This is a genomic window from Naumannella huperziae, assembly GCF_054073625.1.
The window spans coordinates 252,489-275,860 of the sequence record NZ_JBSXPH010000001.1 but is presented as its reverse complement, the minus strand read 5'-3'; the positions used below and the strand labels follow the sequence as shown (position 1 = coordinate 275,860).

Genomic DNA, 23,372 nt, shown 5'->3' with positions numbered 1-23,372 from the left:
TGGGCCGGTAGGTGTGGGGTGGGCGAGTAGGTGTTGGGTGGTGCGCCAGTAGCTGTGGGGTGGGCCAGTAGGTGTGGGGTGGGGGCGCGCAGGGCGAACCACCTCGGATCAGGTCGGGATCTCGGTGGCCTCGGCGAACTCGAGACCGATCTGGTCGGCGGCCTGCTGAAGGATCGCCATCACGGCGACGGTGTCGGACAGCGGCATCAGCTCGGATTCGGTACGCCCGGCGCGCACCGCCTCGGTGACCTCGATCAGCTCGTGGGCATACCCGGCGCCGGTGCGCGGCGCGACGAACTCCTCCGGCTCGGCGCCCTTGCGGTGCAAGATCACCCGGTCGGGGTGATGGAACCGCGGCGGCACCTCGATCCAGCCGTCGCTGCCGAGCAGCATCGCCCGGCCGGGGCCGGCGTTCTCGATGGAGCAGTACAAGGACGCGAGGCGGCCGTCGGCGTACCCCAATTGGACCGTCGCGGAGCTGTCCGCGCCGTTGTCGTAGCGGGCTCCCATCGCCTCGACCCGGTCCGGATCGCCGAGAAAGTGCTGGGCGAATGACACGGGATAGACGCCGAGGTCGAGCAGGGCCCCGCCGCCCGTCTCGGGCTCGAACAGGCGGTTGCCCGCCTCGAACGACCGGCCGATGCACAGGTCGGCCTGCACGCCGCCGAGTCGCCCGATCGCACCGTCGGCGACCAGCTCGCGAGCCTTGGCGATGGCCGGCTGGAACCGGGTCCACATCGCCTCCATCGCGAACCGTCCGGTCTCGCGCGCAACCTCGACCAGCCGCTGCGTACCGGCCAGGGTTGCCGTGAAGGACTTCTCGACCAGTACGCCCTTGCCGGCCCGCAGCGCCGCCTCGGCGATCGCCAGATGCTGCGGATGCGGGGTCGCGACATAGATCACGTCGACGTCCGGGTCGTCGATCAGCTCGCGATAGCTGCCGTACGCCCGGGCAGTGCCGTGTTCGTCGGCGAACCTGCGGGCTCGCTCCGCCGACCGGGATGCGACCGCGACCAGCTCGGCATGCGGGGTGTGCGGGAAGTCGGCGGCGAGCGAGTTGGCGATGTTGCCGGGACCGGCGATGCCCCAGCGGACGATGTCGGGGGTGCTCATGCCGGCGAGCCTAGCCCGATGGAGTCCCCACCCGCTCGCCGCGCCGCTGTCGCATCCACGGCGACAAGGTGATCAGCGTGGCCCCGGTCATGGCTGCCGGCTCGGCCCCGCGTCTTGGCTCGCGCGCTCGACCCAGGCGGGGCCGTCCGCGGTCTCGGTGATCAATTGCGGAGCTCCCTCGGGGAAGTGGGCGGTGAGCACCGGCCAGCGCCGCTCGGCAGCCAGGCCGAGCCAGGCCCGGCGGCTTGCCGCGGCGGCTTCCGGGTCGCCGTCTCCCACATGTACCAGCTCCGGATGATCAAGCTGCAACGGGTGATGGAGGAGATCGCCGCCGATCAGCGCACCCGACCCGTCGGCTGCCTCGACGGTCACCACGCAGTGTCCGGGCGAGTGGCCCGGCGCCGGTTCCAGGCGTACCCGGGTGCCATCGTGGTCCGCGATCGGGTGGGGTGCGTCGACCACCTGGATCTGCCGCGCCAACGGCCGCACGCTGTCTTCGCGCATCCGCGCCAGGTCCGACTCGACGGTGCCGGCCCCGGGCTCGCCGAGCCGGTCCAGCCAGTGCTGATCGGCGCGGACGATCAGGTACTGCGCGTTGCCGAAGGTCGGAATCCACCCTCCGTCGCGCAGCACGGTGTTGCCGCCGCAATGATCGGGATGCAGGTGCGTCGTGGCGACCACGTCGATGCTGTCGGGTGGGAAGCCGCTGGCGCGGAGGCGGTCGGGCTGTCCCGCCGCAAACCCGTGATGGGCCGCCAGCACCGGTCTCGGCTTGTGATCCCCATTGCCGGCATCGACCACGATTCGGAGATTGCCGAGTTCGATCACATGGGTGTGGATCGACAGCACAAGCTCACCCGTCGTCGCGTCGTACGCCTCGGGGAACCGGCGAGCCGCCTGTGCTGCGTGTTCGGCGGTCCAGTCGGGAAAGGCCTCCTCGGGCGGAAACGGCCAGTGGGCGGTCTCGGTGACGCGGTGGATTCGGGCACTCCCGACCGGCCACATCATCGCCCGGCCCCCGCGATGTCCAGCGTGATGTCGATCAACAGGTCCTCCTGACCGCCGACGTAGCCCGGCAATCCTCCTCCTTCAGTTCTTCGTTGTGCCATTGACAATGCAGGAGACGGACTTGATCATCAATGGATGAGTCCCACTCATCGGAACACGAGCGAGGTCTCGGTGATGGGTCGTTCGGTACAGATCCTGCGAGCCTTCCTCCAGCCGGCAACACGGATGACCGTCGAGGAGCTCACCCGACGCACCGAACTGCCGAAGACCACGGTGCACCGGTTGGTCGCTGAGCTGGTGCGTCTGGGGCTGGTCGAGCGAACGGCGAACGGGTTGCAGTTGGGCACCTTCGTGTTCGAACTCGGGCAGGCGGCGCCGCGCGCGCGGACGCTTCGTGACGCGGCGAGGCCGACCCTGACCGACCTCAGCCGGGCTACCAACCTCAACGTCGGGCTTGCCGTGCTGGACGGTCCGGAGGTCGTCTATCTGGACACCTATTGCGGGCGGGACGCACCCCGGCTGCCGCAGCGCAGCGGGACGCGCTGGCCCGCGCACGCGAGTTGCTCGGGGAAGGCGATCCTGGCCTTCTCGCCCGCCGAGATTGTCGAGCGTACGCTCGGTGAGCCGTTGCGCCGATTGACCCCGGCCACCATCACCGAGCCGGATGCACTCCGGACGGAGCTGGCGGAGATTCGCAAGCGCGGTGTCGCGTTCGACCGGCGGGAATCGTTCAACACCGTCGCTGCCGTCGCCGTGCCGATCTTCGATGCCGACGACGTGATCGCGGCGGTTTCCATCTCCGGCGTGGCCGGCCGCATCAGCCTGCCCCGATTCGACATGGCGGCCAGGGCGGCGGCCATCACCATCGCGCGGGCACTGCATAACCCGCGGGCCCGGGGGGCGCGCTAGGCGTGAGGCCGGCGACGGCGTACCAGTCCGAGTACGCCGACGACGATGGCCCAGACGAGCCAGGGATTCACCATCAGCCGTTCGACCCCGCCGCGACCAAGGCCAAGATCGGTGCCGAAGACGGTCTGGGCCAGCACCGCGAACAGGCCCACCGCGGCGGCCACGAAGGAACCGGCCGCCAGCAGCGGCCCGCGGCGGGCGACGATGCCCACGCACAGCACGGTCAGATTGCCGCCCAGGATGGCCAGCATCGCCCCGGTCCCGTGCAGGAGGGGATCGCTTCCGAGGTCCTCGACGACCGATCCCGGGAAGATCCCGACCATCGCCATCCCGATTGCCGTGATCGACCCGAGGATGATCACCAGCCAACGCCCGGGGCTCCGCAGCCGGGGACCCAGCGTGGCCACCGCGACCGCGACCAGCACGGCCTGGAACAGGAACGACGCGTTCATCAGCGCGTGCAACGGCGAGCACACCGCACGGTCGGCGAATGTCGCACACCGGGGGGCGCCGAGATCGGAGATGTAGTTGTTGACGTAGCTGTACGCCGGATCGATCCATGCTCCGGCGACGATGGCCTCGATGACGAAGTACTGGATCGTGATCGTCAGTGCGGTCAGGCCGACGATGCGGAGTCGGCCGCCGCGCCGGGTGCGGTCAGTGCTGATCGCGGTCGCCACCGGGCAGCTCCCCTCGCCGGTCCCGCTCGCGGTCTCGGGGCCGGCGGTCGCCGTGGTTCAGTCCGAACGCGGCGGCGATCGCGCCGCTGCCGAAGATCGGGATCAGGATCGGCCACCAGACGCCGAACGCGATCATCGCGATGATCGCGGCTGGCCAGAGCAGCGCGACGATGACCTGGCCGACCCGCTTGAGGGTGTCGTCGCGCGGAGCGGGCACCGGCGGCTCGGCCGGCGCGGAGGGGACGACCTGTTGGTCGGGGCGGGCACCGGGCAGATCGGCGAACAGCGGATCCAGATCGCCCATCGTCCTGGCCGACAGAGCCCGGGACATCCGATCGTCGAACTCGGCCGAATCGATCCGCCCCGCCGACATGTGTTCGGTGAGCAACCGGACCGCCTCGTCGCGCTCGGAGTCTCCGATCCGCTTCGCCGGGAGCCGCGCCGGGTCCGTCATTGCCATCTCCGTTCTCGGGCGCGCACCCTCTCGCGTCCGCGCGCCAACTACAGTAGCCCCGGACCAGACGAGGAGAAGGGACACCCGTGGCCCGCGTGGTACAGAAGTTCGGCGGCTCATCCGTGGCCGACGCGGCAAGCATCAAGCGCGTCGCGAAGCGGGTGGTTGCCACCAAACAGGCGGGCAACGACGTCGTGGTGGTGATCTCGGCGATGGGCGACACCACCGACGAACTGCTCGACCTGGCCAACGAGGTCTCCCCGCAGCCGCCGGAGCGCGAGCTGGACATGTTGCTCACCGCCGGCGAGCGGATGAGCGCGGCGCTGCTGGCGATGGCGATCCACGACCAGGGCCTGCGGGCGCGGTCGTTCACCGGCTCCCAGGCCGGGGTGATCACCACGGGCGTGCACGGCAACGCGCGGATCCTGAAGATCACGCCGGGGCGGATCGAGTCCGCGGTGGGCGAGGGCGACATCGTGATCGTCGCCGGCTTCCAGGGGGTCAGCCAGGACACCAAGGACGTGACCACGATCGGCCGCGGCGGTTCCGACACCACCGCCGTCGCGCTGGCGGCCGCGCTCGGTGCGGACGTCTGCGAGATCTACACCGATGTCGACGGGGTCTTCACCGCCGATCCGCGCATCGCGCCGGCCGCCCGGCGGATCCCGAGGATCAGCTACGAGGAAATGCTCGAGATGGCCGCCTGCGGCGCGAAGATCCTGCATCTGCGCTGTGTGGAGTACGCCCGACGCGAGAACGTGCCCGTGCACGTCCGCTCCTCCTTCAACAATCTCGACGGCACCTGGGTGACCGAACTCGACGAAGGGACCAATCCCGTGGAACAGGCGATCATCTCCGGCATTGCCCACGACCGGAACGAGGCGAAGATCACCATCGTCGGCGTACCCGACCGGATCGGCGAGGCGTCGAAGATCTTCTCGGCGGTCGCCGAGGCCGAGATCAATATCGACATGATCGTGCAGAACGTCTCGGAGGTGAACACCTCCCGGACCGACATCTCCTTCACCCTGCCGACCGCGGACGGGAAGAAGGGCGTCGATGCCCTGAACGCGATCAAGGACGATGTGGGCTTCGAGAACGTGCTCTACGACGACCAGATCGGCAAGGTTTCCGTGGTCGGCGTCGGGATGCGCTCGCATCCGGGGGTGACCGCGAAGTTCTTCACCGCGCTCGCCGAGGCGGGCGTCAACATCGGAATGATCTCCACCTCGGAGATCCGGATCTCGGTGGTGGTCGACGAGGCCGAGGTCGATCAGGCGGTACGTGCCGCGCACACCGCCTTCGGGCTGGACAGCGACCAGGAGGCCACGGTCTACGCCGGCACCGGGCGGTGACCCGCGCGCGGCCTAGCCTGCGCGGGTGACGAATGTTCTGTCGGCCGTGTTGTTCCGGCTGCCCGAGGTCATCGTGCTGGTCGTGGGGCTGGTGCTGATCGGTACCCGGGCGACGGGCCCGCGCCGCAGCCTTGGTCTGATCGGCTGCGCCTCGCTACTGGTTTCCACCGTCCTGGGCACGGCATATGCGTACCTGCTGCCGTATGTGGTCACGACGCTGGATCTGCCCCTGGCGAGCCCGGTCGTGTCGCTGCTGGCGCTGCCCGGGGTGGTGACCGGCGTGGTCGGGGTGGCCCTGCTGATCGCCGCCGTCTGCGTACGGGCACCGCAGCCGATCCCGGCGGGCCCGCCGCCCGCCCGCGCGCGCTGATCCCGCGGCTGCCGGTTCGGCCCGCGGCTGATGGGGTGAGCCCGCAGCCGCGAGCGCAACCGGCAGGCGCGAACGTCGCAACACCCGCGGCTGCCGGTTCGGCTCGCGGATGGAGGTGACAGGTCCCTCGCGCTGCCGTCGGTTGGGCCGCGCCGCGTCAGTCGGCCAGCTCGGGTTCGGTCTTGGCGCGAATCTCGTCGGCGGTCACACCCGGGGCCAGCTCGACCAGCTTCAGCCCGGCCTCGGTGACGTCGATCACCCCGAGGTCGGTGATGATCCGCTGCACGACGCCCCTGCCGGTATAGGGCAGCGAGCACTCGTTGACGATCTTGAACGATCCGTCCTTCGCGACGTGTTCCATCAGCACGATCACCCGCTTGGCGCCGTGCACGAGATCCATCGCGCCGCCCATCCCCTTGACCATCTTGCCGGGGATCATCCAGTTGGCGATGTCGCCATCCTTGGACACCTGCATCGCCCCGAGGATCGCCGCATCGATCTTGCCGCCGCGGATCATCCCGAACGAGGTCGCCGAGTCGAAGGTCGACGCGCCCCGGCGCAGGGTGACGGTCTCCTTGCCGGCGTTGATCAGGTCGGGGTCCTCCTCGCCTTCATAGGGGTACGCCCCGACGCCGAGCAGCCCGTTCTCGGACTGCAGCACCAGCTCGGTCTCGTCATCGACATAGTTCGGCACCAGAGTCGGCAGCCCGATGCCGAGGTTCACATAGGATCCGTCGGTCAGCTCCCGGGCCGCCCGGGCGGCCATCTCCTCGCGTGTCCACGGCATCAGACGTCGCCCTCCTTCTCGATCTTGTCGCCGGGGTCGCCGCCGCGCGGGCGTACCGTCCTCTTCTCGATCGGCTTGTCCGCGGCCTGTTCCGGGGTCAGCGCGACCACGCGCTGGACAAAGACGCCCGGGGTATGGATCGAGTCGGGATCAAGATCACCGGGCTCGACCAACTCCTCGACCTCGGCGATGGTGACCCGCCCGGCCATCGCGGCGAGCGGATTGAAGTTGCGCGAGGACTCCCGATAGATCAGGTTCCCGTGCCGGTCGCCCTTCCATGCCCGGACCAGGCCGAAGTCCGGCGTGAGAGCAGTTTCGAGCACGAACTCCTGTTCGTTGCCGTCGGCATTGGTGAAGGTACGCGTCTCCTTCGGCGGCGACGCCTTGATCACGTTCCCCTCGGCGTCGTAGCGCCACGGCAGCCCGCCCTCGGCCACCTGCGTACCCGTTCCGGTCGCGGTGTAGAACGCGGGAATCCCGGAACCGCCGGCCCGCAGCCGCTCGGCCAGGGTGCCCTGCGGGGTGAGCTCGAGCTCGAGCTCACCGGAGAGGTACTGCCGCGCGAACTCCTTGTTCTCGCCGACATAGGAGGCGACCACCCGCGCGACGCGCTTGTCCATCAGCAGCCGGCCGAGTCCGAGCTGGTCGACGCCGCAGTTGTTCGACATCACTTCAAGATCGGTGACGCCGGCGTCGTGCAGCGCCTGGATCAATACCTCCGGCACGCCGCTGAGTCCGAACCCACCGACCGCCAGCGATGCCTTGTCCCCGATGTCTGCGACGGCCTCCGCCGCGGACGAGACCACCTTGTCCATGCACTCCTCCTACGTCCCCGGTGATCCTAGCCGCCGGGACGCGGTGGTCCGGTTGCCGGGTCAGGCGCCCACCGTGAGCCCGCCGTGTTTGCGCGCCAGCGCGGCCAGCTTGGCGGGCTTGTTGGTGATGATGCCGTCGACGCGGGCGTCGATCAGACGGCGCATGTCGGTGGTGCCGTTCACCGTCCAGACGTTGATCGACAAGCCGCACTCGTGGGCGGCGTCGACCAGCGCCCGGTCGGTGGCACCGAGCCGGGGGTTGAGCTGGTCGGCCCACTCGGAGATCGCGCGCACCTGACGTGAGCTGGGGCGGGCGAGGCAGAGCGCGCCGAGCGGTACGCCGTCGCCGAGGGGCGCGTAGGCGTGGCGCAGCCAGTCATGATCGAAGGACTGGACCACGAGGCGGCCGTCGTGCAGCGCGCGGCGGGCCCACTGGCTGGCCCGCAGGGTCTCGGCAAGATCGTTCTCGATGCCGGGCTTGCGGTCGGGATGCTTGACCTCGATCAACATTCCGGCGCGGGTGCCGATCGCGTCGATCCACTCCCGCAGGGTGGGTACGCGCTGCCCGGCGAACTCGGCGCCGAACCAGGCGCCGGCGTCGAGTCGGCGTACCTGATCAAGCGTGAGATCGGCCACGTTCCACGGTTTGCGGCGAGGGAAGACCGAGCCGGCGTCGGTGGTGCGGGCGAGCGTCGCATCGTGCAGGACCACGAGCTCGCCGTCGGCGGTGCGTTGCACATCGCATTCGACCACGGCGGAGCCGTCGTCGATGGCGCGCTCGACCGCGGCAAGGGTGTTCTCGGGGGCGTCGGCGGAGGCGCCGCGGTGCGCGATGACGCGGGTGGTGGTTGAGGTCCAGGGGTGGGCAGGAGTGGAACCGGTTGCGGTCACGGTGATCCCAGCTCTCGGGGTCGGTGGACAGTCCCGAAGCTAGGGATGGGCGGTCAACAAACGGTTAACAACACGCGAACGGGTGCTGAGGGTCCGGCGCCGAGCAGGTGCCGATCATGATCAAAAAGTCGGGGTGACAGGATTTGAACCTGCGACCTCTTCGTCCCGAACGAAGCACGCTACCAAGCTGCGCCACACCCCGTGTGCCCAAGCGGGCACCGGGAGAGTGTAGCCCACCCGCGGCGCGGTCAGCCAATCGTTCGGTGGGGCAGCAGGGTCAGCGGGGCAGCAGGGTGAGCAGGGTGGCCTCGGGCGGGCAGGCGAACCGGTAGGGCGCGAATGGCGACATGCCGAGGCCCGCGGAGACGTGCAGGAGCGAGGTCCAGCCATCGGCCGAGTGGGTCGACAGGCCCTTCACCCGGGCCCGGTCGATGTCGCAATTGGTGATGACGGCGCCGAAACCGGGTACGCAGACCTGGCCCCCGTGCGTGTGCCCGCTGAGGATCAGGTCGACGTGGTCGCGCGCCATCTCGTCGAGGATCCGGCGATAGGGCGCGTGCGCGAGGCCGATGCTCAGGGCGGCGGGGTCCGCCGGACCCGCCACCGCCGCGTAGTCATCGAGCTCGATGTGCGGATCGTCGACGCCGCGGAGCGCGAGGCGTACCCCCTTCACCTCCAGCTCACCGCGGGCATTGGTCAGGTCGACCCAGCCCGCGTCCCGGAAGGCGTCGCGCATCGGGCGCCAGGGCAGGTGCCGTTCGGGCGAGACCGGCTTCTGCGGGTGGGTGGCGCTGGAGCCGCCGAGATAGCGCAGCGGATTCTTGGCGACCGGGGCGAGGTAGTCGTTGGAACCGAACACGAACGCGCCCGGCCGGCCCAACAGCCCGGCGTACGCCTCGAGCACGCGTTCTGGGAACGGGCCCGACAGGTTGTCGCCGGTGTTGATCACCAGATCCGGATCCAGCTCGGCGAGCCCGGCGACCCAGTCGATCTTGTGCCGCTGGCCCGCCGCAAGGTGCAGGTCGGACACGTGCAGCAGCCGCAACGACGGCGAGCCGGGCGGCAGGCACCGGGCGGTCGCCTCGCGCAGCCGGAACGCCCGGGACTCGATGAATGCGCCGTAGGCAAGACAGGCACCGCCGGCCCCGAGAACGAGGCCGGCGGTGGTCAGGACGTTGCTCCGGGCGCGGGGCAGCTCAGCCACCGCCCGAATCGCTCGGGGTCTGCGGCTTGTCCGCTGGCTTCTCGTCCTTCTTCTCCGGCTTCTTGTCGTCCTTCTTCTCCGGCTCCTTCTTCGGCGCCGGGGCCGGGGCGGGTTTCGGCCGCGGCCCCTTCGAATACATCAGGTAGATCGTCTGGCCCGCCTTCGCGCTGCCATTTGCCGAGGTCCCGAGGTAGCTGCCGGACGGCTGGCTGGAGTACACGCTTTGCCGCGCCACGTTGAAGCCCGCGCCCTCCAGGGTCTCCCGCGCCTGCGAGGCGCTCATCCCGCTGGTGGACGGGACGTCGACATTCTTGCCCTGGGTGAACTTCGACGACGCCTGCTTGAATCCGGTACGCGGCTTGCCCTCGAGCGCCTTCTCCATCGCCGGGGCGTAGATACCGCGGCCGGCGTCGCCACCGCCCGAACCGGCGAGGTAGGTGCCGCTCTCCGGCAGGCGCATCCCCTTGAGGCTCTTACGGCGGTTGTCCCAGTAGTCGTTCGTCTTGTCGACGGCGATCATCGCCGCACCGGCGACCTCCGGGGTGTAGCCCGCGAACCACACCGCGCTGTTGGAGTCGATGGTGCCCGTCTTGCCCGCCTGCGGGTAGCCCCCGGGGATCCGGGCCGGCGCGCCGGTGCCGTTCATCACGCCGCGCAGCAGCTCGGTCGTGGCGTCGGCGACTCCCTGGTCCATGACCTGCTTGCAGTCGGCGCTCGGCACCTTGACGTCCTTGCCGTTGGAGTCCTTCATCGCCTTGATGATGATCGGCTTGCAGTGCTTGCCGCGCGCGGCGAAGGTCGCGTACGCCTCCGCGACGGACAGCGGTGTGACATCGGCGATACCCAGGGTCAACGACGTGTAGTTATCGTAGCCCATCGGATCCTTCTCGTTGGCGGTCGGCCCAGGATCAACGAGCGTGCCGCCCTGGGAGAGCTGCAGGCCCGCCTTGTCGGCCATCTGCGCCACTCGGCAGTTGCCTGCGGCGAGCTGCAACTGGACGAAGTAGGTGTTCACCGAGTACGCCGTCGCCTGGCGCATGTTGAAGGTGCCGCTGCGGGTCGAGTTCTTCGGGTCGTACTGATTGGACTTCACCGGTCCGTTGCAGGTTTGCATTGTGCGTCCCTTGAACTCCATTCCGGAAGGTGACGCGTACGTCTGCGAGAGCGGGATGCCCTTCTCGATCGCCGCGGCGGCGGTGAAGGCCTTGAAGGTGGAGCCCATCTGGTAGCCCTCGGCGCCGCCCATCTCCCGCGACACGGCGTAGTTGTAGAACGTCTGGCCGGGTTTGTTGCCCATCTCCGGGCGGCTCTGGGCCATCGCGATGATGAGGCCGGTGCCGGGCTGGATCTGGCTCATCACGCCCAGGGCCGGGTCCTTCGGCGAGATCATGTCGGCGACGGCCTTCTCCGCGGCGTCCTGGGCCTTGGGGTCGATCTCGGTCTGGATCTCAAGCCCGCCGCGCAGCAGCAAGTTCTCCCGATCCTCCGGGGTCTCGCCGTACATCGGGTTGGTGGTGATCGTCTTCTTGACGTAGTCGCAGAGGAAGGGATAGCGCGAGTTGGCGCAGTTGTTGGTCGGCCGCTCGATCTTCTTCGGGTCGAACTTCTCTTCCTTGGCCTTCGCCGCCTCGTCGCGGGTGACGAGCTGCAGCTCGGCCATCCGGTTCAGCACCACATTGCGGCGCTCCAGGGCGGCGTCGGGGTTGTCCGCCGGGTCGGTCCGGGTCGGGTTCTGCACCAGGCCGGCCAGGAAGGCCGACTCGGCCAGATCGAGATCCTTCGCCGACTTGTCGAAGTAGACCTGCGCGGCGGCCTCGACGCCGTAGACCGACGGACCGTACATCGCGATGTTCAGGTATCGCTCGATGATGTCGTCCTTGCTGAGCTGCTTCTCCAGCGCGATCGCGTAGCGCAACTCCTGGATCTTGCGCTGGATCGTGCTCTCCTGCGCCCGAGCGATCCCGGCCTGGTCGTTGTTGCGCTTGGCGATGTCGATCTGCGCCATCTTCACGTACTGCTGGGTGATCGACGAGCCGCCCTGGGTGTCGCCGCCGCCGACATTGGTGACCAGGGCGCGCAGCGTACCGGTCAGGTCGAGCGGTCCGTGCTCGTAGAAGCGGTGATCCTCGATCGCGAGCTGCGCCGAGACCATCGTCGGCGAGATGTCGTCGAGCGGCTTGTAGATCCGGTAGTCCTCGTAGAAGTTGGTCAACAGCTTGCCGTCGGCCATGTAGACCGAGGTCCGCTGGGACTGCGGCGGGATCACCAGATCCTCCGGCAGGTCCTCCACGGTGGAGGCGCCGGCCTTCGCGCCGGCGGTCGCCAGCGCGGCATAGGGCACCATCAGGCCAGCGACGAGGATGCCGCAGATCACGCTGACGACACCGAACATGGCCAAGGAGTACAGCAGCGTCGCGCCGCGCTCGGAGCTGTTGGGCATGGCGACAGGGTACGCGACGGCCCGGGCAATCCGAACTTCTCGCGGGTCACGTACCGCAGAAGTCGGAGGTTACAGGTTCGTGAACGAACCGCTAAGTTGGTCGCCAGCGTCCTAGAGTCTGGCCCTCACCCAGGGCCCGGCGATGGGGGCGGAACCCAATGAAGTGTGCTGCCGAACCGCAAGGGGGAGCCAATGGCCCAGCTTGTCGCCGAGTGGACCCTGCAGGCCAAGTGTGCCGGGTCGAAGGACGCCCTGTTCGTCGAGGGCGCCAGGCAACGCGACGCGCGCCAGGTCTGTGCCGGTTGTGACGTCCGCCGGGAGTGCCTCGCCGAGGCCCTGGACAACCGGATCGAGTGGGGAATCTGGGGCGGGATGACCGAGCGGGAGCGCCGGCATCTGCTGCGCTCGCGTACCGATGTCGAATCCTGGAAGGCGATGCTCGCGGGGGATTGATCCGCCGGCCAGCGGTCGACTTCTCTCAACCTGTCAGTTCGGGCCAGCTGCGGCGCAGCTCGGTGGCAAACCCGCGCAGTCCGATCCGTTCGAAGTGCTCAATCAGTTCCAGCAGCGTCAGGCGCGGCCGCGCGGTAGCCGCGGACTGTCGCTGCAGCGACCGGCGGACGAGTTGCGGATAGAGCTCCAGTTGATCCAGCAGGAACGCATCTGGGTGAACCGCGACAAGGTCGTGGGGCGCGAGGGAGTCGTCAGGAAAGCCGCCCGTGTTGAAGGTGACGATCACCTGGCAGTCGGAGTGGACTGCAGCGGCCAGAACATGCCTGTCCTTGGGGTCGTGGGTCATCCCATCGACCAAGCTTTCGTAGCCGGTGACCATGGCTTCGGGGAAGGCGGCCTCCATCGCGAGTGCGCGCTTGGCTGCATTCTCCCGGGGCAGGCGCTTGCCCAGGTTTCGAACCAACTCGGCCATGACATCGGCCGACCAGTGTGGTCGGATCACGTCGACTTCCGCCAACCTCATGAGGGTGTCGGCAAGCGAGACCGGTTAGATGACGTTCGTGTCGAGGAAGACAGGAAAACGCACAACTCACCGCATCTTGGGTGGGGGGCCGTCGAGCAGCTCGTAGAGGTCATCGTCCTCTGCGTCTCGTGCCATCTGGTCCAGGTTCTCGGATCGTCTGGTGCGCAACTGCTCGACGTACTCGATCAAGTCGTCGATGCGCACGTATCGATGGCGACCGGGCTTGATGAACGGGATGGCTCCCGACTCGAGGAGCTTCACCAGGGTGGGGCGTGAGATGCCGAGGTAGTTGGCCGCCTCCTGGGTGGTGAGCTGGGCGTTCAGGGGCGCCACATGGATGGCGAGACCGCGCTTCATTGCCTCATAGACCTGCGCCAGCACCTCGAAGGCTTCCGGGGGCAGCGGAATCAGCTCATTGTGGGGGCCGATCAGCGCGGGGCGATCGGCACTGGCCTCGGTCAGCGCCTCGAGTTGTGCGGCGAACTTCTCGATGGCGGATTCCGACTCGGGGGAAGGGACATAGGTCTTGGGGCCGCGGACGGTTGTGGAGCGTCGTGGGGTAGGAGTGCCCATGCACCGAATGTAATCGAAAAAATCGAAATCAGGGTCAACCGGCCCATTCGGCGAAGCGGATCGCGCGCAGGTCGTCGGTGCTGGTCACGTCGCTGCCCTGGTCGGGCACATAGGCCATCGGTACGCCGGCGGCGACGGCCCGGAACCGGTCCAGCAGGCGGCGCTCGGTGTCGATCTCGGTCATCCGGGCGGCGTGCCGGCGCAGCGCATGGATCTGCGCCTGGTGGGTCGCCGGATCGAGATCCTCGGCGATCGCCTCGGCCCGCCCGGCCGACAGATCGAGTTCGGAGGAGTGCACTCGATTGATCACCACCCCGGCGAGTGGCATCCGTTCCTCGCGCAGACGTTCGACGAAATAGGTCGCCTCGCGCAGCGCGTCGCGGGTCGGGCTGGCCACCACCAGGAACGACGTCTGCGGCCCGGCCAGGGCCGCGCGGGTACGCCGGGCGCGCTCGCCGAACCCGCCGAACAGCGTCTCGAAGGCAGCCACGAAGGTCTGCACGTCGGCCAACACCTGCGCACCGAGGATCTTGGACAGCGCGTTCGTGACCATGCTCATCCCGACGCCCATCAGCCGGAACGGGCCCTTGGCCGGCGCCAGCAGCAGCTTCAGGATCCGCCCGTCGAGCAGCCGGCTCAGGTGTTCCGGCGCGTCGAGGAAGTCCAGGGCGGAACGTGCCGGTGGCGTGTCGACGACGATCAGGTCCCAGCGACCGCCGGAGCGGGCCTCGGCATGCAACTGGCCGAGCTTCTCCATGGCCATGTACTCCTGCGTACCCGAGAAGCTCGTCGACAGCGCCTCGTAGAACGGATTCGCCAGGATCTGCTGGGCCTTCTCCGGCGTGGAGTGGGCGAGCACCACCTCGTCGAAGGTGCGCTTCATGTCGAGCATCATCGCGTCCAGCGAACCGCCCGCGCTCGTGTCGATCCCGGTCACCGGGCGCGGGGTGTTGTCCAGCTCGCCGAGCCCCAACGACTGCGCCAGCCGGCGCGCCGGGTCGATGGTCAGGCAGACCACCCGGCGGCCCCGCTCGGCGGCCCGCAATGCGAGCGCAGCCGAGGTCGTCGTCTTGCCGACGCCGCCGGAGCCGCAACAGATCAGCACCTCGATGCCGCGGTCGGCGATCACCGCGTCCAGGTCGAGCCGATCGGGAGGGTTCATGCCGCTGCTCCCAGCTTCTCGCGCAGCCGGTCGGCGATGGTGATCACCGCGCCGCGGTCGATGCCACCCGGAATCGTCGGCACGGTGACCAACGGCAGGCCGAGGGAGAGCAGCCGCTCGTAGCGCTCCCGCTCGTCAATGATCAACCCGGCGTCCTCGGCGAACTCGGCCCGCAGTGCCGTGTCCTGCGCTTCGCTCAGCCCGGGCACGGCCAGGTCGAGCGTTCCGGCGGCCGCCGCGGCAAGATCATCGTCGCTCATCGGGGTGGCCCGGATCCGGTTGCCGATCACCGACCCGACCCGGATCCCGGTCGGGGCAAGATCATCGACCGCCTCGATCGTCTCCGTCACTGGCATGTCCTCCAGCAGCGTCACCAGATGCACCGCCGTCGCCGGGGAGCGCATCAACGACACGATCGAGTCGGCCTGGTTGCGGATCGGGCCGACCTTGGCCAGCCCGGAGATCGCCGAGTGCACATTGAGGAAGGACCCGATCCGCCCCGTCGGCGGTGCGTCCAGCACGACGGCGTCATAGCTGTTCGGGCGCCCGCGCGCGCGACGGCGTACCGCCTCGTAGACCTTGCCGGTCAGCAACACGTCCCGCAGTCCCGGCGCGATCGAGGTGGCGAAGTCGAACAGCCCGAACCGATCCATCGCCCGCGCGGCGATCCCGAGCCGGTAGAACGTCGCCAGGTACTCCGCCAGCGCGTCCTCGGCATCCACGTTCAGCCCGAACACCTCGCCGCCGTCCGGCAACAGCGCCAGCCGCGGTTCCTCGCTCGCCTTCAACGGCGGTACGCCGAACGCCTCGGCCAGCCCCTGGCGGCCCTCCACCTCACACACCAGCACCCGCCGACCGCCCGCCGCCAGCGCGCAGGCCAGCCCCGCCGCGACGGTCGTCTTGCCGGTCCCGCCCTTGCCGCTGATCACGTGCAAAGCGGGCGCGAGCAGCGGCGGGAGGCTCATGGGCCACAACGCTACCGGGCGCGCGCGGGGTCTAGGGTGACGCCATGACCAAGTGGGAGTACGCAACCGTGCCCGTCCTGGTGCACGCCACCAAGCAGATTCTGGACAACTGGGGTGCCGACGGCTGGGAGCTGGTGCAGGTCGTGCCCGGCCCCAATCCCGAGAACCTGGTCGCCTACTTCAAGCGACCGCTCGGCTGAGGGCGGAACATCATGGGTACGCCCGCGCAACGCCTCGCCGAGCTGGGCATCGAGCTGCCACCGGTGGTCGCCCCGATCGCCGCCTACACACCCGCCGTGGTGGTGGGCAATCAGCTCTACACCTCCGGTCAGGTGCCGATGGTCGACGGCGCGCTCGCCGCGACCGGGAAGCTCGGCGCCGGGATCGGCGTCGAGCAGGGTCAACGGCTGGCCCGGATCTGCGCGCTCAACGCCCTGGCGGCTCTCGCCGAAGCCGCCGGCGGGATCGACAATGTCGCCCGGATCTTCAAGCTCACGGTCTTCGTGGCCAGCGACCCGTCCTTCGGGGACCAGGCCAAGGTGGGCAACGGTGCGAGCGAACTGGTCGGCGAGGTGTTCGGCGAGCAGGGTCGGCACGCCCGCAGCGCCGTCGGCGTCACCGTGCTCCCGCTGGATGCGCCGGTCGAGGTCGAGATGATCGGACTGCTCGCCTGAGCGGTGCTGGCGATGGCGTCCTCGCGTGATGTGCTGAGCCGGCTGCGGCGAACGCGGCTGCCGGCAGAACCGGTGCTGCCGGATCCCGCCGCGCGCGCCGACCCGTCGGCCAGCGTCTTGCTGGTGCGGCCCGGGGAGGCTGACGGGCTGGAGGTGTGGTTGATGCGTCGGCACGCCCGGATGGCCTTCGCGGCCGGCATGGCCGTGTTCCCCGGCGGCCGGCAGGAGCCGGCCGATGTCGCCGGGCCGGACCCGCTGCGCGCCTGCGCGGTCCGCGAGCTGGCCGAGGAGACGACAGTGGAGGTGGCGCCGGGCGACCTGTTCCCGTGGGCGCGTTGGATCACCCCGCGTACCGAGCCGCGTCGCTATGACACCTGGTTCTATCTGGCGGTGCTGCCGCCGGGCGCCCGGGCCGAGGACGTGTCGGGGGAGGCCGACGCGGCATTCTGGTGCCGACCCGCCGAAGCGCTGGCCCGCGCCGACGCCGGCGAGCTGGCGCTGATGCCGCCGACCCGGGCGTCGCTGCTGGAGCTGGCCGATCATCACGACCTGGCATCCCTGCTCGCGGCCGCCCGCACGCGCGTGGTGGAGCCGGTACGCCCGGAGGTGGTCCGCGACGGCGACGGGTGGCTGTTGGCGTACCCGCCACCGGATGATCATGACGAGGAGTTGCGATGATCGATCGCGTGCTCGCTCCGAATCCGGGGCCGATGACGCTCGACGGCACGAACACCTGGCTGCTCGGCGATCCCGCCGGACCGCGGGTGGTGGTCGATCCGGGCCCCGACGACGACGCGCATCTGGACGCGATCGCCTCGGCCGCCCCCGGCGGGATCGCCGAGATCTGGCTGACCCACCATCACCATGATCATCTCGACGCGGTGCCGGAGCTCGCCGACCTGACGGGCGCGCTGGTCCGCTCCTGGTGGGATCCGGACCGGTTGGAGGTGACCCTGGACCGCTGGGAGAGGCTCGCCGACGGGCAGCGGCTCGCCGCCGGCGGCCTCGCCGCCACCGTGCTGCACATCCCGGGCCACACCTCGGACTCGGTCGGCTTCCTGGTCGCGGGCGAGGAGCCGGTGCTGCTCACCGGCGACATGGTGCTCGGCCGCGGCACGACCGTGATCATGCACCCGGACGGTGACCTTGGCGCCTACCTCGGCTCGCTCGCCCGGATGCGCGCCGCCGTCGATGATCATGCGATCCGGTCGCTGCTGCCCGGGCACGGGCCGGTCGTGGACGAACCCGCCGGCGTGCTTGATCATTACCGGCGACACCGCGAACAGCGGCTCGACCAGGTACGCGCCGCGCTCGCCGGCGGTGCGGAGACGGCCGAGCAGGTCGTCGACACCGTCTACGCCGACACCGACCCGGCTGTCCGCGAGGCGGCGCTGTCGTCGGTGCGGGCGCAGTTGGCGTACCTGCGCGAGATCAGTTGATCTTGCGCAGATCGGTGATCGTGGTGACCACCGGCAGGTGGTCCGACGCCGGGGTGTCGATCACCGTGGAGTCGGTGAAGGAGCGCGGGCCGCGGGTCAGCACATAGTCGATGCGCCGGTTCGGGGCATCGGCGGGGTAGGTGAACGCATCGGTTCCCGCGAAGACATCGCGGAACGCGTCGTCGGTCAGCATCCGGATCTCCGGCGCCTCGGGGACGGCGTTCAGGTCGCCGACCAGGATGGCCGGACGCTGCGTACCGGCGGTCAGCTCGAGGATCTCCCTGACCTGGGAGGCTCGCTGCTCCGAGCGTTGGTGATCAAGGTGGGTGTTGTAGAAGTCGATCTTCACGCCGCGCACGTTGATCCGCGCGGCCAGCAGGCCGCGCTGCTCGGTCGGCCGCTCCGGATACGGGATCGAGGTGAGCGCGTGATTGGTCGCCGACTGGATCGGGTAGCGGCTGAGCACCGCGGTGCCGTACTGGCGACGCTCGGTGCGGCCCGGTTCGGGATCCCGATCGAGATTGGCGCCGTAGGCGTAGTGCAGGCCGAGCCGGCGCGCCAGCCATTGCGCCTGGTCGACGTAGTCGGAGCGGGCGCTCCAGTGCCGGTCGACCTCCTGCAGGCCGATCACGTCCGCGCCCGAGGTCTCGATCACCCGCGCCGTCCGCTCCAGGTCGAGCCGGCCGTCGTCGCCGATCCCGGCGTGCATGTTGTAGCTCATCACCCGCAGCTCGCGCGCCGGCGGGGCGGCGATCGCGGAGGTGGGGGCGATGCCGGCGGTGGTGAACAGTGCGAGCATCAGGCCGATGACGATCCGGCCGATGCCGCGGAGGTCCGGGGCTGCTGACATGACGGGGCTCCTCGCGACGGCGGGTGGGGCGCCAGCCTTTCGGGCCGAGGTTACGAACGCGGTGCCTGCGGGTGAACCCTGTTCGACCGGTTCAGCGGACGCGGCCGTGCAGACGCTCGCGGTCCAGGATGACCACCGAGCGGGGCTCAAGCCGCAACCAGCCCCGCGCGGCGAAGTCCGCCAGGGCCTTGTTGACGGTCTCGCGGGAGGCGCCGACGAGCTGGGCCAGCTCCTCCTGGGTCAGGCCGTGGTGCACGACGATCTCGGTGTCGCGCTCCTCGCCGAACCGGTCGGCGAGGTCCAGTAGCTGCTTGGCGACGCGGCCGGGAACATCGGAGAAGACGAGATCGGAGACGACATCGTTCGCGCGGCGCAACCGGGCGGCGAGCTGGCCGAGCAGGGCGCGCGACACCTCGGGGCGCCCGGTCAGCCAGGTGATCAGCTCGTCATGCTCGAGGACGCGTACCTCCGAGTCCACCACCGCGCTCGCGGTGGTGGACCGGGGACCGGGATCGAATGCCGACAGCTCGCCGAACATCTGTCCGGGCGCCAGCACGGCCAGCAGATTCTCCCGGCCGCTGCTGCCCTGCCGGCCGAGCTTGAGCTTGCCCGAGACCAATACATAGAGCTGGTCACCCGGCACGCCCTCGTGGAAGAGCACCTCCCCGCGGGCCAGCCGGACCGTCGTCATGGCGGCCGCCAGCGCGTCCACGGCCTCGTCATCGAGCCCCTTGAACAAGGGCGCCTGCCGCAAGACCTCCGGCTCCACCGACGTCCTCCTTGATCGTTGGCCCGGGACGCCTGCCGCCCGGGCAGCGCCAGCGTACCCGTTGGAGGCGGTACGCCGGGAGAGAGCGAGGTGGGTGTCGGTACGCGGGGCTAGGGTGGCCGACGTGCCGACCATCGACCGTGCCGCCGCGCCGAGGCCCGACGTGGCGCTGGTCCGCCGCGCGCGGAAGATGAACCGGATCCTGGGCGACCTGTATCCCGACGCGCATGCCGAGCTCGACTTCGGCAATGCGTTCGAGTTGCTGGTGGCCACGATCTTGTCGGCGCAGTCGACCGACAAGCGGGTCAACCTGGTCACCCCGACGGTCTTCGCCCGCTTCCCGGATGCCGCGGCGATGGCGACCGCGGACCCGGCCGAGCTGGAGGAGCTGGTCAAGCCGACCGGATTCTTCCGCAACAAGACCTCGGCGCTGATCCGGATGAGCCGCGCGCTCGTCGACGACTTCGGCGGCGAGGTGCCCGGTACGCTCGACGCCCTCGTCACGCTGCCCGGCGTCGGGCGCAAGACCGCCAATGTGGTGCTCGGCAATGCCTTCGGCGTGCCCGGGATCACCGTCGACACCCACTTCGCGCGGCTGGTCCGGCGGTTCGGCTGGACCTCGGCGACCGATCCCGATCGGGTCGAGGCCGAGGTCGGCGCATTGTTCCCGCGCAAGGACTGGACCCAGCTCTCCCACAACGTGATCTGGCACGGCCGCCGCCGCTGCCACGCCCGCCGCCCGGCCTGCGGTGCCTGTCCGCTGGCCGGGCTGTGTCCCTCCTACGGTGAGGGGCCGACCGATCCGGCGGTCGCGGCGAAGCTGGTCCGGGAGCCGCGCGGATGAGCCGCCGGGTTCTGCTGCTGGCGCTCGGGCCGGTGCTCGTGCTGGTGGTGATCGCCGGCGTCGCGATCGCCATCGCGCGCTCCGAGCCGCCGGGCGCCCCGACCGGCGAGGCGACCGCACCGGCCCCCGCACCCGTCGATCTGGTCGCGGCGCGCCGCGACGCCGGGATCGCGGAATGCCCGACGATCGATCCCGGGGCCAGCGCCCGTCCCGACGGGCTGCCCGATGTCACCTTGCCGTGCATCGACGGGACGGGGGAGGTGCGCCTGTCCGCCCTGCGCGGCAAGCCGATGATCGTCAACCTGTGGGCGACCTGGTGCGGCCCGTGCCGCGAGGAGGCGCCGCATCTCGCGGCGTTCGCCACCGTGGCCGGGGACGAGGTCCAGCTCATCGGTATCGATGTCGACGACCCTGATCCGGCGGGCGCGATCCGTTTCGCCCAGGCGAGCCAGTGGACCTGGCCGCAGCTCGCCGACCGCCGCGGCGCGCTGCGTGGCGATCTCGGGCAGGCGATCCCACAGACGCTCTTCGTCACCGGCGATGGCCGGGTGGTCCACCGCAAGCTCGGCGCGTTCGCCTCGCTGGACGAGTTGCGGGCACTGAGCGCCGAGTATCTCGGGGTGCGCTGATGCCGGACCCCCTCGGGCGGCTGGCCGCCGGGCTCGGCGCCGCGACGCCCGGCGAGGCGCTGGCCCGGCTGCGCCGACACCCGGCGGTGGACGGTCGCGCGGCGGCGGTGCTCGCCCTGTTCACCGACGATCCGGATCCGCTGATCGTGCTTGCCGAGCGTGCCGCCACGATGCGCAGCCATGCCGGTCAGGTCGCCTTCCCCGGCGGTGCGGCGGAGGCAGGCGATGCCGGCCCGGTCGCCACCGCGCTGCGCGAGTCCCGCGAGGAGGTCGCGCTGCGGCCCGAGACCGTCGAGGTGATCGGCGAGTTGCCCGCGGTGCACGTGGCCGTCAGTGGCTTCGACGTGACGACGATCGTCGGGCGGTGGGCGGCGCCGCACCCGCTGCGGGCCGCGGATTCGGCCGAGGTGGCGAGCGTGCACCGCGTACCGGTATCCGTGCTCACCGATCCGGCGACCCGCTGCACCGCCGTCCACCCGCGCGGTTTCCGCGGCCCCGCCTTCGTCTTCGACTCCGACGGCCAGGAGCTGTTCGTCTGGGGCCTGACCGCCGCGATTCTGGACGGGCTGCTCGCCCTGGGCGGCTGGGCGCGCCCATGGGAGGTGGCGCGCGAGCTGCCGGTGCCCGGCGCGCGCGGCTGACCGGAGTTTCCCAGCCGTCGCCGCGGGGTGATAGGGATGGAGCGGTACGCCGGAGCGGCGCTGGACCCGGAGCGGCGCTGGACAAGGAGCACGATGACGACCCGACTGGACGGGCGGAGCCGGACCGCGGCCCTGCAGGAGCTGCGCGCCGCCGAACCGCTCGATGTCCTGGTGATCGGCGGCGGAGTGACCGGTGCCGGCACGGCGCTCGATGCGGCGACGCGCGGGCTGCGGACCGGCATCATCGAGATGCAGGACTGGGCATCGGGCACCTCCTCGCGGTCGAGCAAGCTGGTGCACGGTGGGCTGCGCTATCTGTACAACCTCGACTTCGCGCTCGTGGCGGAGGCGCTGCGCGAGCGGGGATTGCTGCTGGAGACGATCGCGCCGCACCTGGTCAAGGCGCAGCCGTTCCTGTGGCCGCTGAAGACGCCCGTGATCGAACGGTCCTACAGCGCGGTCGGCGTCGGGCTGTACGACACGTTGTCCATCCTGACCAACCAGGGCGTCACCGTTCCGGTGCAGAAGCACTACTCGAAGACCGATGCGCTGCGCGTGTTCCCCGACATCAAAGATGATCAGATCGTCGGGGCGATCGGGTTCTTCGACGCCCGGGTGGACGATGCGCGGCTGGTGATCGACCTGGTCCGCACCGCTGCCCATCACGGCGCGCTGGCCGCCAGCCGGGTGCAGGCGACGGGCATGATCAAGGACTCCGACGGGCGCGTGATCGGCGTCGATGCGGTCGACCTGGAATCCGGCGAGACGCTGCGGATCCCCGCCCGGCGGGTGATCAACGCGACCGGCGTGTGGACCGAGGACTCCGAGGCGATGTCGGATGTGCCCCAGACGCTGAAGGTCCTTGCCTCCAAGGGAATCCACCTGATCTTCGACCGGTCGCGGATCAACGGCAGCACCGGGCTGTTCCTGCGTACCGAGAAGTCGGTGCTGTTCATCATTCCCTGGCAGCGTTACTGGATCATCGGCACCACCGACACCCCGTGGGCGCAGGAGCGACTGCATCCGGTGCCGACCAGCGAGGACATCGACTATGTGCTGGAACACGCCAATGCGGTGCTCGACTCCGATCTGACCCGCGACGACATCATCGGCACCTACGCCGGTCTGCGCCCGCTGCTGCAGCCCGTTGATCATGAGCGTTCCTCCACGAAGGTGTCGCGCGAGCACACCGTCGCCGAGCTCGCGCCGGGCCTGGTCGCCATCGCCGGTGGGAAGCTGACGACCTACCGCAAGATGGCGCAGGACGTGGTCGACTTCGCGCTCGGGGAGGAGGAGGCCGAGCGGCTGCCGTCGGTCACCGACAAGACACCGCTGCTCGGGGCCATTGACCTCACCTCGGTGACCCGCCGGATGCCGCACCTGAGCCGCCCGTTCGGCTGGAGCGCCGGCCGCCAGGAGCACCTGCTGGACCGCTACGGCGACGAGGTGGTCGAGCTGATCGAGTTGGTCAAGGAGGATCCGTCACTGGCCCGACCGCTGCGGTCGGCGCCTGCCTATCTCGGCGCGGAGGTGGTCTTCGCGGTCACCCACGAGGGGGCCCTGCACCTGGAGGACATCCTCACCCACCGGGTACGCCTGGACTACGAAACCCCCGACCGGGGCGTCGGCGCCCTGCCCGAGATCGCCGGGCTGGTCGCGCCGCGACTGGGCTGGGATGCCGACCGGGTCGCCGCGGAGATCGCCAACTACACGGCATCGGCACAGGCGACCCTGGCGGCCCAGCGGACCACAGATGACGCCGACGCCGCACGGGTCCGGGAGAATGCGCCGGATCTGGTGCCGCTCGCCGTGCCGGAGTAGCAT

26 protein-coding genes, 1 tRNA gene and 1 pseudogene are annotated in these 23,372 nt (G+C 69.8%); 12 read left to right on the top strand and 16 right to left on the bottom strand.

What is annotated here, in order from left to right:
- Nucleotides 1-108 precede the first annotated feature (108 nt).
- Nucleotides 109-1,113: a Gfo/Idh/MocA family protein gene (locus ACXDC7_RS01325; RefSeq protein ID WP_179445170.1), complete on the bottom strand. Its 1,005-nt coding sequence runs from the start codon at nt 1,111-1,113 to the stop codon at nt 109-111.
- Nucleotides 1,114-1,200: 87 nt separating this feature from the next.
- Nucleotides 1,201-2,121, bottom strand: a complete 921-nt coding sequence (locus ACXDC7_RS01320; RefSeq protein WP_459220925.1) for an MBL fold metallo-hydrolase — start codon at nt 2,119-2,121, stop codon at nt 1,201-1,203.
- Nucleotides 2,122-2,256: 135 nt separating this feature from the next.
- Between ACXDC7_RS01320 and ACXDC7_RS01315 the strand changes: the two genes are divergently transcribed.
- Nucleotides 2,257-3,030 carry an IclR family transcriptional regulator gene (locus ACXDC7_RS01315; RefSeq protein ID WP_459220924.1) on the top strand — a complete coding sequence of 258 codons (774 nt, stop codon included), beginning with the start codon at nt 2,257-2,259 and terminating at the stop codon, nt 3,028-3,030.
- Here ACXDC7_RS01315 and ACXDC7_RS01310 read toward each other — a convergent pair.
- Nucleotides 3,027-3,710 (bottom strand): DUF998 domain-containing protein, encoded by a 684-nt coding sequence (locus ACXDC7_RS01310; RefSeq protein WP_459220923.1) that lies wholly within the window; start codon nt 3,708-3,710, stop codon nt 3,027-3,029. The two genes, ACXDC7_RS01315 and ACXDC7_RS01310, sit on opposite strands and share 4 nt — an antisense overlap.
- Nucleotides 3,688-4,164, bottom strand: coding sequence for a DUF1707 SHOCT-like domain-containing protein (locus tag ACXDC7_RS01305; RefSeq protein WP_459220922.1), 477 nt, complete (start codon nt 4,162-4,164; stop codon nt 3,688-3,690). Before ACXDC7_RS01305 ends, ACXDC7_RS01310 begins: the two co-directional genes overlap by 23 nt.
- 86 nt (nt 4,165-4,250) lie before the next feature.
- Here ACXDC7_RS01305 and ACXDC7_RS01300 point away from each other — a divergent pair, with 86 nt between their 5' ends.
- Together ACXDC7_RS01300 and ACXDC7_RS01295 are read left to right on the top strand one after the other, a co-directional pair.
- Nucleotides 4,251-5,519, top strand: coding sequence for an aspartate kinase (locus ACXDC7_RS01300; RefSeq protein WP_459220921.1), 1,269 nt, complete (start codon nt 4,251-4,253; stop codon nt 5,517-5,519).
- Nucleotides 5,520-5,544: 25 nt separating this feature from the next.
- Nucleotides 5,545-5,889 (top strand): hypothetical protein, encoded by a 345-nt coding sequence (locus tag ACXDC7_RS01295; protein WP_459220920.1) that lies wholly within the window; start codon nt 5,545-5,547, stop codon nt 5,887-5,889.
- A gap of 157 nt (nt 5,890-6,046) precedes the next feature.
- Here the strand turns inward: ACXDC7_RS01295 and ACXDC7_RS01290 are convergent, their stop codons facing one another.
- The 6 genes from ACXDC7_RS01290 to ACXDC7_RS01265 form a co-directional block, all read right to left on the bottom strand.
- Complete coding sequence (locus ACXDC7_RS01290) at nt 6,047-6,676, bottom strand: CoA transferase subunit B (protein ID WP_179445177.1); 630 nt, start codon at nt 6,674-6,676, stop codon at nt 6,047-6,049.
- Nucleotides 6,676-7,491 (bottom strand): CoA transferase subunit A, encoded by an 816-nt coding sequence (locus ACXDC7_RS01285; protein ID WP_179445178.1) that lies wholly within the window; start codon nt 7,489-7,491, stop codon nt 6,676-6,678. The genes ACXDC7_RS01290 and ACXDC7_RS01285 overlap by 1 nt, the downstream gene beginning before the upstream one ends.
- Before the next feature lie 60 nt (nt 7,492-7,551).
- A complete protein-coding gene (locus tag ACXDC7_RS01280) occupies nt 7,552-8,382 on the bottom strand; it encodes a glycerophosphodiester phosphodiesterase family protein (RefSeq protein ID WP_179445179.1) in 831 nt (276 codons plus the stop codon).
- A gap of 128 nt (nt 8,383-8,510) precedes the next feature.
- Nucleotides 8,511-8,584 (bottom strand) — tRNA-Pro (locus tag ACXDC7_RS01275).
- Nucleotides 8,585-8,659: 75 nt separating this feature from the next.
- Nucleotides 8,660-9,586, bottom strand: coding sequence for a metallophosphoesterase (locus tag ACXDC7_RS01270; protein WP_343045918.1), 927 nt, complete (start codon nt 9,584-9,586; stop codon nt 8,660-8,662).
- Complete coding sequence (locus ACXDC7_RS01265; RefSeq protein ID WP_179445180.1) at nt 9,579-12,026, bottom strand: transglycosylase domain-containing protein; 2,448 nt, start codon at nt 12,024-12,026, stop codon at nt 9,579-9,581. Before ACXDC7_RS01265 ends, ACXDC7_RS01270 begins: the two co-directional genes overlap by 8 nt.
- Before the next feature lie 192 nt (nt 12,027-12,218).
- On the opposite strand from ACXDC7_RS01265, the gene ACXDC7_RS01260 reads away from it, so the two are divergent.
- The gene (locus ACXDC7_RS01260; protein ID WP_179445181.1) at nt 12,219-12,479 is read left to right on the top strand and encodes a WhiB family transcriptional regulator; all 261 of its coding nucleotides are present in this window, start codon (nt 12,219-12,221) and stop codon (nt 12,477-12,479) included.
- A 25-nt stretch (nt 12,480-12,504) separates the two neighbouring features.
- Here ACXDC7_RS01260 and ACXDC7_RS01255 read toward each other — a convergent pair.
- The 4 genes and pseudogenes from ACXDC7_RS01255 to ACXDC7_RS01240 all read right to left on the bottom strand — a co-directional run.
- A pseudogene (locus ACXDC7_RS01255) lies at nt 12,505-13,005 on the bottom strand (PIN domain-containing protein); the annotation flags it as partial.
- Nucleotides 13,006-13,068: 63 nt separating this feature from the next.
- The gene (locus ACXDC7_RS01250; RefSeq protein ID WP_459220919.1) at nt 13,069-13,575 is read right to left on the bottom strand and encodes a helix-turn-helix domain-containing protein; all 507 of its coding nucleotides are present in this window, start codon (nt 13,573-13,575) and stop codon (nt 13,069-13,071) included.
- A 34-nt stretch (nt 13,576-13,609) separates the two neighbouring features.
- Nucleotides 13,610-14,737, bottom strand: a complete 1,128-nt coding sequence (locus tag ACXDC7_RS01245) for an ArsA family ATPase (RefSeq protein WP_179445184.1) — start codon at nt 14,735-14,737, stop codon at nt 13,610-13,612.
- Entirely contained in the window at nt 14,734-15,702 is a 969-nt protein-coding gene (locus ACXDC7_RS01240; RefSeq protein ID WP_459220918.1) for an ArsA-related P-loop ATPase, read from the bottom strand. Before ACXDC7_RS01240 ends, ACXDC7_RS01245 begins: the two co-directional genes overlap by 4 nt.
- A gap of 44 nt (nt 15,703-15,746) precedes the next feature.
- Here ACXDC7_RS01240 and ACXDC7_RS01235 point away from each other — a divergent pair, with 44 nt between their 5' ends.
- The 4 genes from ACXDC7_RS01235 to ACXDC7_RS01220 are packed head-to-tail and all read left to right on the top strand — an operon-like array spanning nt 15,747 to nt 17,815.
- A complete protein-coding gene (locus tag ACXDC7_RS01235; RefSeq protein WP_179445186.1) occupies nt 15,747-15,902 on the top strand; it encodes a DUF4177 domain-containing protein in 156 nt (51 codons plus the stop codon).
- Nucleotides 15,903-15,914: 12 nt separating this feature from the next.
- Nucleotides 15,915-16,376, top strand: coding sequence for a RidA family protein (locus ACXDC7_RS01230; protein ID WP_179445187.1), 462 nt, complete (start codon nt 15,915-15,917; stop codon nt 16,374-16,376).
- A gap of 12 nt (nt 16,377-16,388) precedes the next feature.
- On the top strand, nt 16,389-17,054 hold the full coding sequence (locus ACXDC7_RS01225; RefSeq protein ID WP_459220917.1) for an NUDIX hydrolase: 666 nt from the start codon (nt 16,389-16,391) through the stop codon (nt 17,052-17,054).
- The gene (locus tag ACXDC7_RS01220; protein ID WP_459220916.1) at nt 17,051-17,815 is read left to right on the top strand and encodes an MBL fold metallo-hydrolase; all 765 of its coding nucleotides are present in this window, start codon (nt 17,051-17,053) and stop codon (nt 17,813-17,815) included. Before ACXDC7_RS01225 ends, ACXDC7_RS01220 begins: the two co-directional genes overlap by 4 nt.
- On the opposite strand, the gene ACXDC7_RS01215 is transcribed toward ACXDC7_RS01220, so the two are convergent.
- Complete coding sequence (locus tag ACXDC7_RS01215) at nt 17,808-18,665, bottom strand: endonuclease/exonuclease/phosphatase family protein (RefSeq protein WP_459220915.1); 858 nt, start codon at nt 18,663-18,665, stop codon at nt 17,808-17,810. The two genes, ACXDC7_RS01220 and ACXDC7_RS01215, sit on opposite strands and share 8 nt — an antisense overlap.
- A 91-nt stretch (nt 18,666-18,756) precedes the next feature.
- Nucleotides 18,757-19,434: a Crp/Fnr family transcriptional regulator gene (locus tag ACXDC7_RS01210; RefSeq protein WP_343045919.1), complete on the bottom strand. Its 678-nt coding sequence runs from the start codon at nt 19,432-19,434 to the stop codon at nt 18,757-18,759.
- Nucleotides 19,435-19,624: 190 nt separating this feature from the next.
- Here ACXDC7_RS01210 and nth point away from each other — a divergent pair, with 190 nt between their 5' ends.
- The 4 genes from nth to ACXDC7_RS01190 all read left to right on the top strand — a co-directional run bounded on the left by nth (nt 19,625) and on the right by ACXDC7_RS01190 (nt 23,369).
- The gene (nth, locus tag ACXDC7_RS01205) at nt 19,625-20,278 is read left to right on the top strand and encodes an endonuclease III (protein ID WP_218844106.1); all 654 of its coding nucleotides are present in this window, start codon (nt 19,625-19,627) and stop codon (nt 20,276-20,278) included.
- A complete protein-coding gene (locus ACXDC7_RS01200; protein ID WP_459220914.1) occupies nt 20,275-20,907 on the top strand; it encodes a TlpA family protein disulfide reductase in 633 nt (210 codons plus the stop codon). The genes nth and ACXDC7_RS01200 overlap by 4 nt, the downstream gene beginning before the upstream one ends.
- Nucleotides 20,907-21,548 carry an NUDIX hydrolase gene (locus tag ACXDC7_RS01195; RefSeq protein ID WP_459220913.1) on the top strand — a complete coding sequence of 214 codons (642 nt, stop codon included), beginning with the start codon at nt 20,907-20,909 and terminating at the stop codon, nt 21,546-21,548. The genes ACXDC7_RS01200 and ACXDC7_RS01195 overlap by 1 nt, the downstream gene beginning before the upstream one ends.
- A gap of 93 nt (nt 21,549-21,641) precedes the next feature.
- A complete protein-coding gene (locus ACXDC7_RS01190; protein WP_459220912.1) occupies nt 21,642-23,369 on the top strand; it encodes a glycerol-3-phosphate dehydrogenase/oxidase in 1,728 nt (575 codons plus the stop codon).
- The last annotated feature ends 3 nt before the right edge of the window (nt 23,370-23,372 follow it).

Bases quoted from the DNA above. Each gene is read 5' to 3' on its own strand.
- ACXDC7_RS01325 (WP_179445170.1), bottom strand. From the start codon at position 1,113: ATGAGCACCCCCGACATCGTCCGCTGGGGCATCGCCGGTCCCGGCAAC.
- ACXDC7_RS01320 (WP_459220925.1), bottom strand. From the start codon at position 2,121: ATGATGTGGCCGGTCGGGAGTGCCCGAATCCACCGCGTCACCGAGACC.
- ACXDC7_RS01315 (WP_459220924.1), top strand. From the start codon at position 2,257: ATGAGTCCCACTCATCGGAACACGAGCGAGGTCTCGGTGATGGGTCGT.
- ACXDC7_RS01305 (WP_459220922.1), bottom strand. From the start codon at position 4,164: ATGACGGACCCGGCGCGGCTCCCGGCGAAGCGGATCGGAGACTCCGAG.
- ACXDC7_RS01290 (WP_179445177.1), bottom strand. From the start codon at position 6,676: ATGCCGTGGACACGCGAGGAGATGGCCGCCCGGGCGGCCCGGGAGCTG.
- ACXDC7_RS01285 (WP_179445178.1), bottom strand. From the start codon at position 7,491: ATGGACAAGGTGGTCTCGTCCGCGGCGGAGGCCGTCGCAGACATCGGG.
- ACXDC7_RS01265 (WP_179445180.1), bottom strand. From the start codon at position 12,026: ATGCCCAACAGCTCCGAGCGCGGCGCGACGCTGCTGTACTCCTTGGCC.
- ACXDC7_RS01260 (WP_179445181.1), top strand. From the start codon at position 12,219: ATGGCCCAGCTTGTCGCCGAGTGGACCCTGCAGGCCAAGTGTGCCGGG.
- ACXDC7_RS01250 (WP_459220919.1), bottom strand. From the start codon at position 13,575: ATGGGCACTCCTACCCCACGACGCTCCACAACCGTCCGCGGCCCCAAG.
- ACXDC7_RS01245 (WP_179445184.1), bottom strand. From the start codon at position 14,737: ATGAACCCTCCCGATCGGCTCGACCTGGACGCGGTGATCGCCGACCGC.
- ACXDC7_RS01240 (WP_459220918.1), bottom strand. From the start codon at position 15,702: ATGAGCCTCCCGCCGCTGCTCGCGCCCGCTTTGCACGTGATCAGCGGC.
- ACXDC7_RS01235 (WP_179445186.1), top strand. From the start codon at position 15,747: ATGACCAAGTGGGAGTACGCAACCGTGCCCGTCCTGGTGCACGCCACC.
- ACXDC7_RS01230 (WP_179445187.1), top strand. From the start codon at position 15,915: ATGGGTACGCCCGCGCAACGCCTCGCCGAGCTGGGCATCGAGCTGCCA.
- ACXDC7_RS01225 (WP_459220917.1), top strand. From the start codon at position 16,389: ATGGCGTCCTCGCGTGATGTGCTGAGCCGGCTGCGGCGAACGCGGCTG.
- ACXDC7_RS01220 (WP_459220916.1), top strand. From the start codon at position 17,051: ATGATCGATCGCGTGCTCGCTCCGAATCCGGGGCCGATGACGCTCGAC.
- ACXDC7_RS01215 (WP_459220915.1), bottom strand. From the start codon at position 18,665: ATGTCAGCAGCCCCGGACCTCCGCGGCATCGGCCGGATCGTCATCGGC.
- nth (WP_218844106.1), top strand. From the start codon at position 19,625: ATGAACCGGATCCTGGGCGACCTGTATCCCGACGCGCATGCCGAGCTC.
- ACXDC7_RS01200 (WP_459220914.1), top strand. From the start codon at position 20,275: ATGAGCCGCCGGGTTCTGCTGCTGGCGCTCGGGCCGGTGCTCGTGCTG.
- ACXDC7_RS01195 (WP_459220913.1), top strand. From the start codon at position 20,907: ATGCCGGACCCCCTCGGGCGGCTGGCCGCCGGGCTCGGCGCCGCGACG.
- ACXDC7_RS01190 (WP_459220912.1), top strand. From the start codon at position 21,642: ATGACGACCCGACTGGACGGGCGGAGCCGGACCGCGGCCCTGCAGGAG.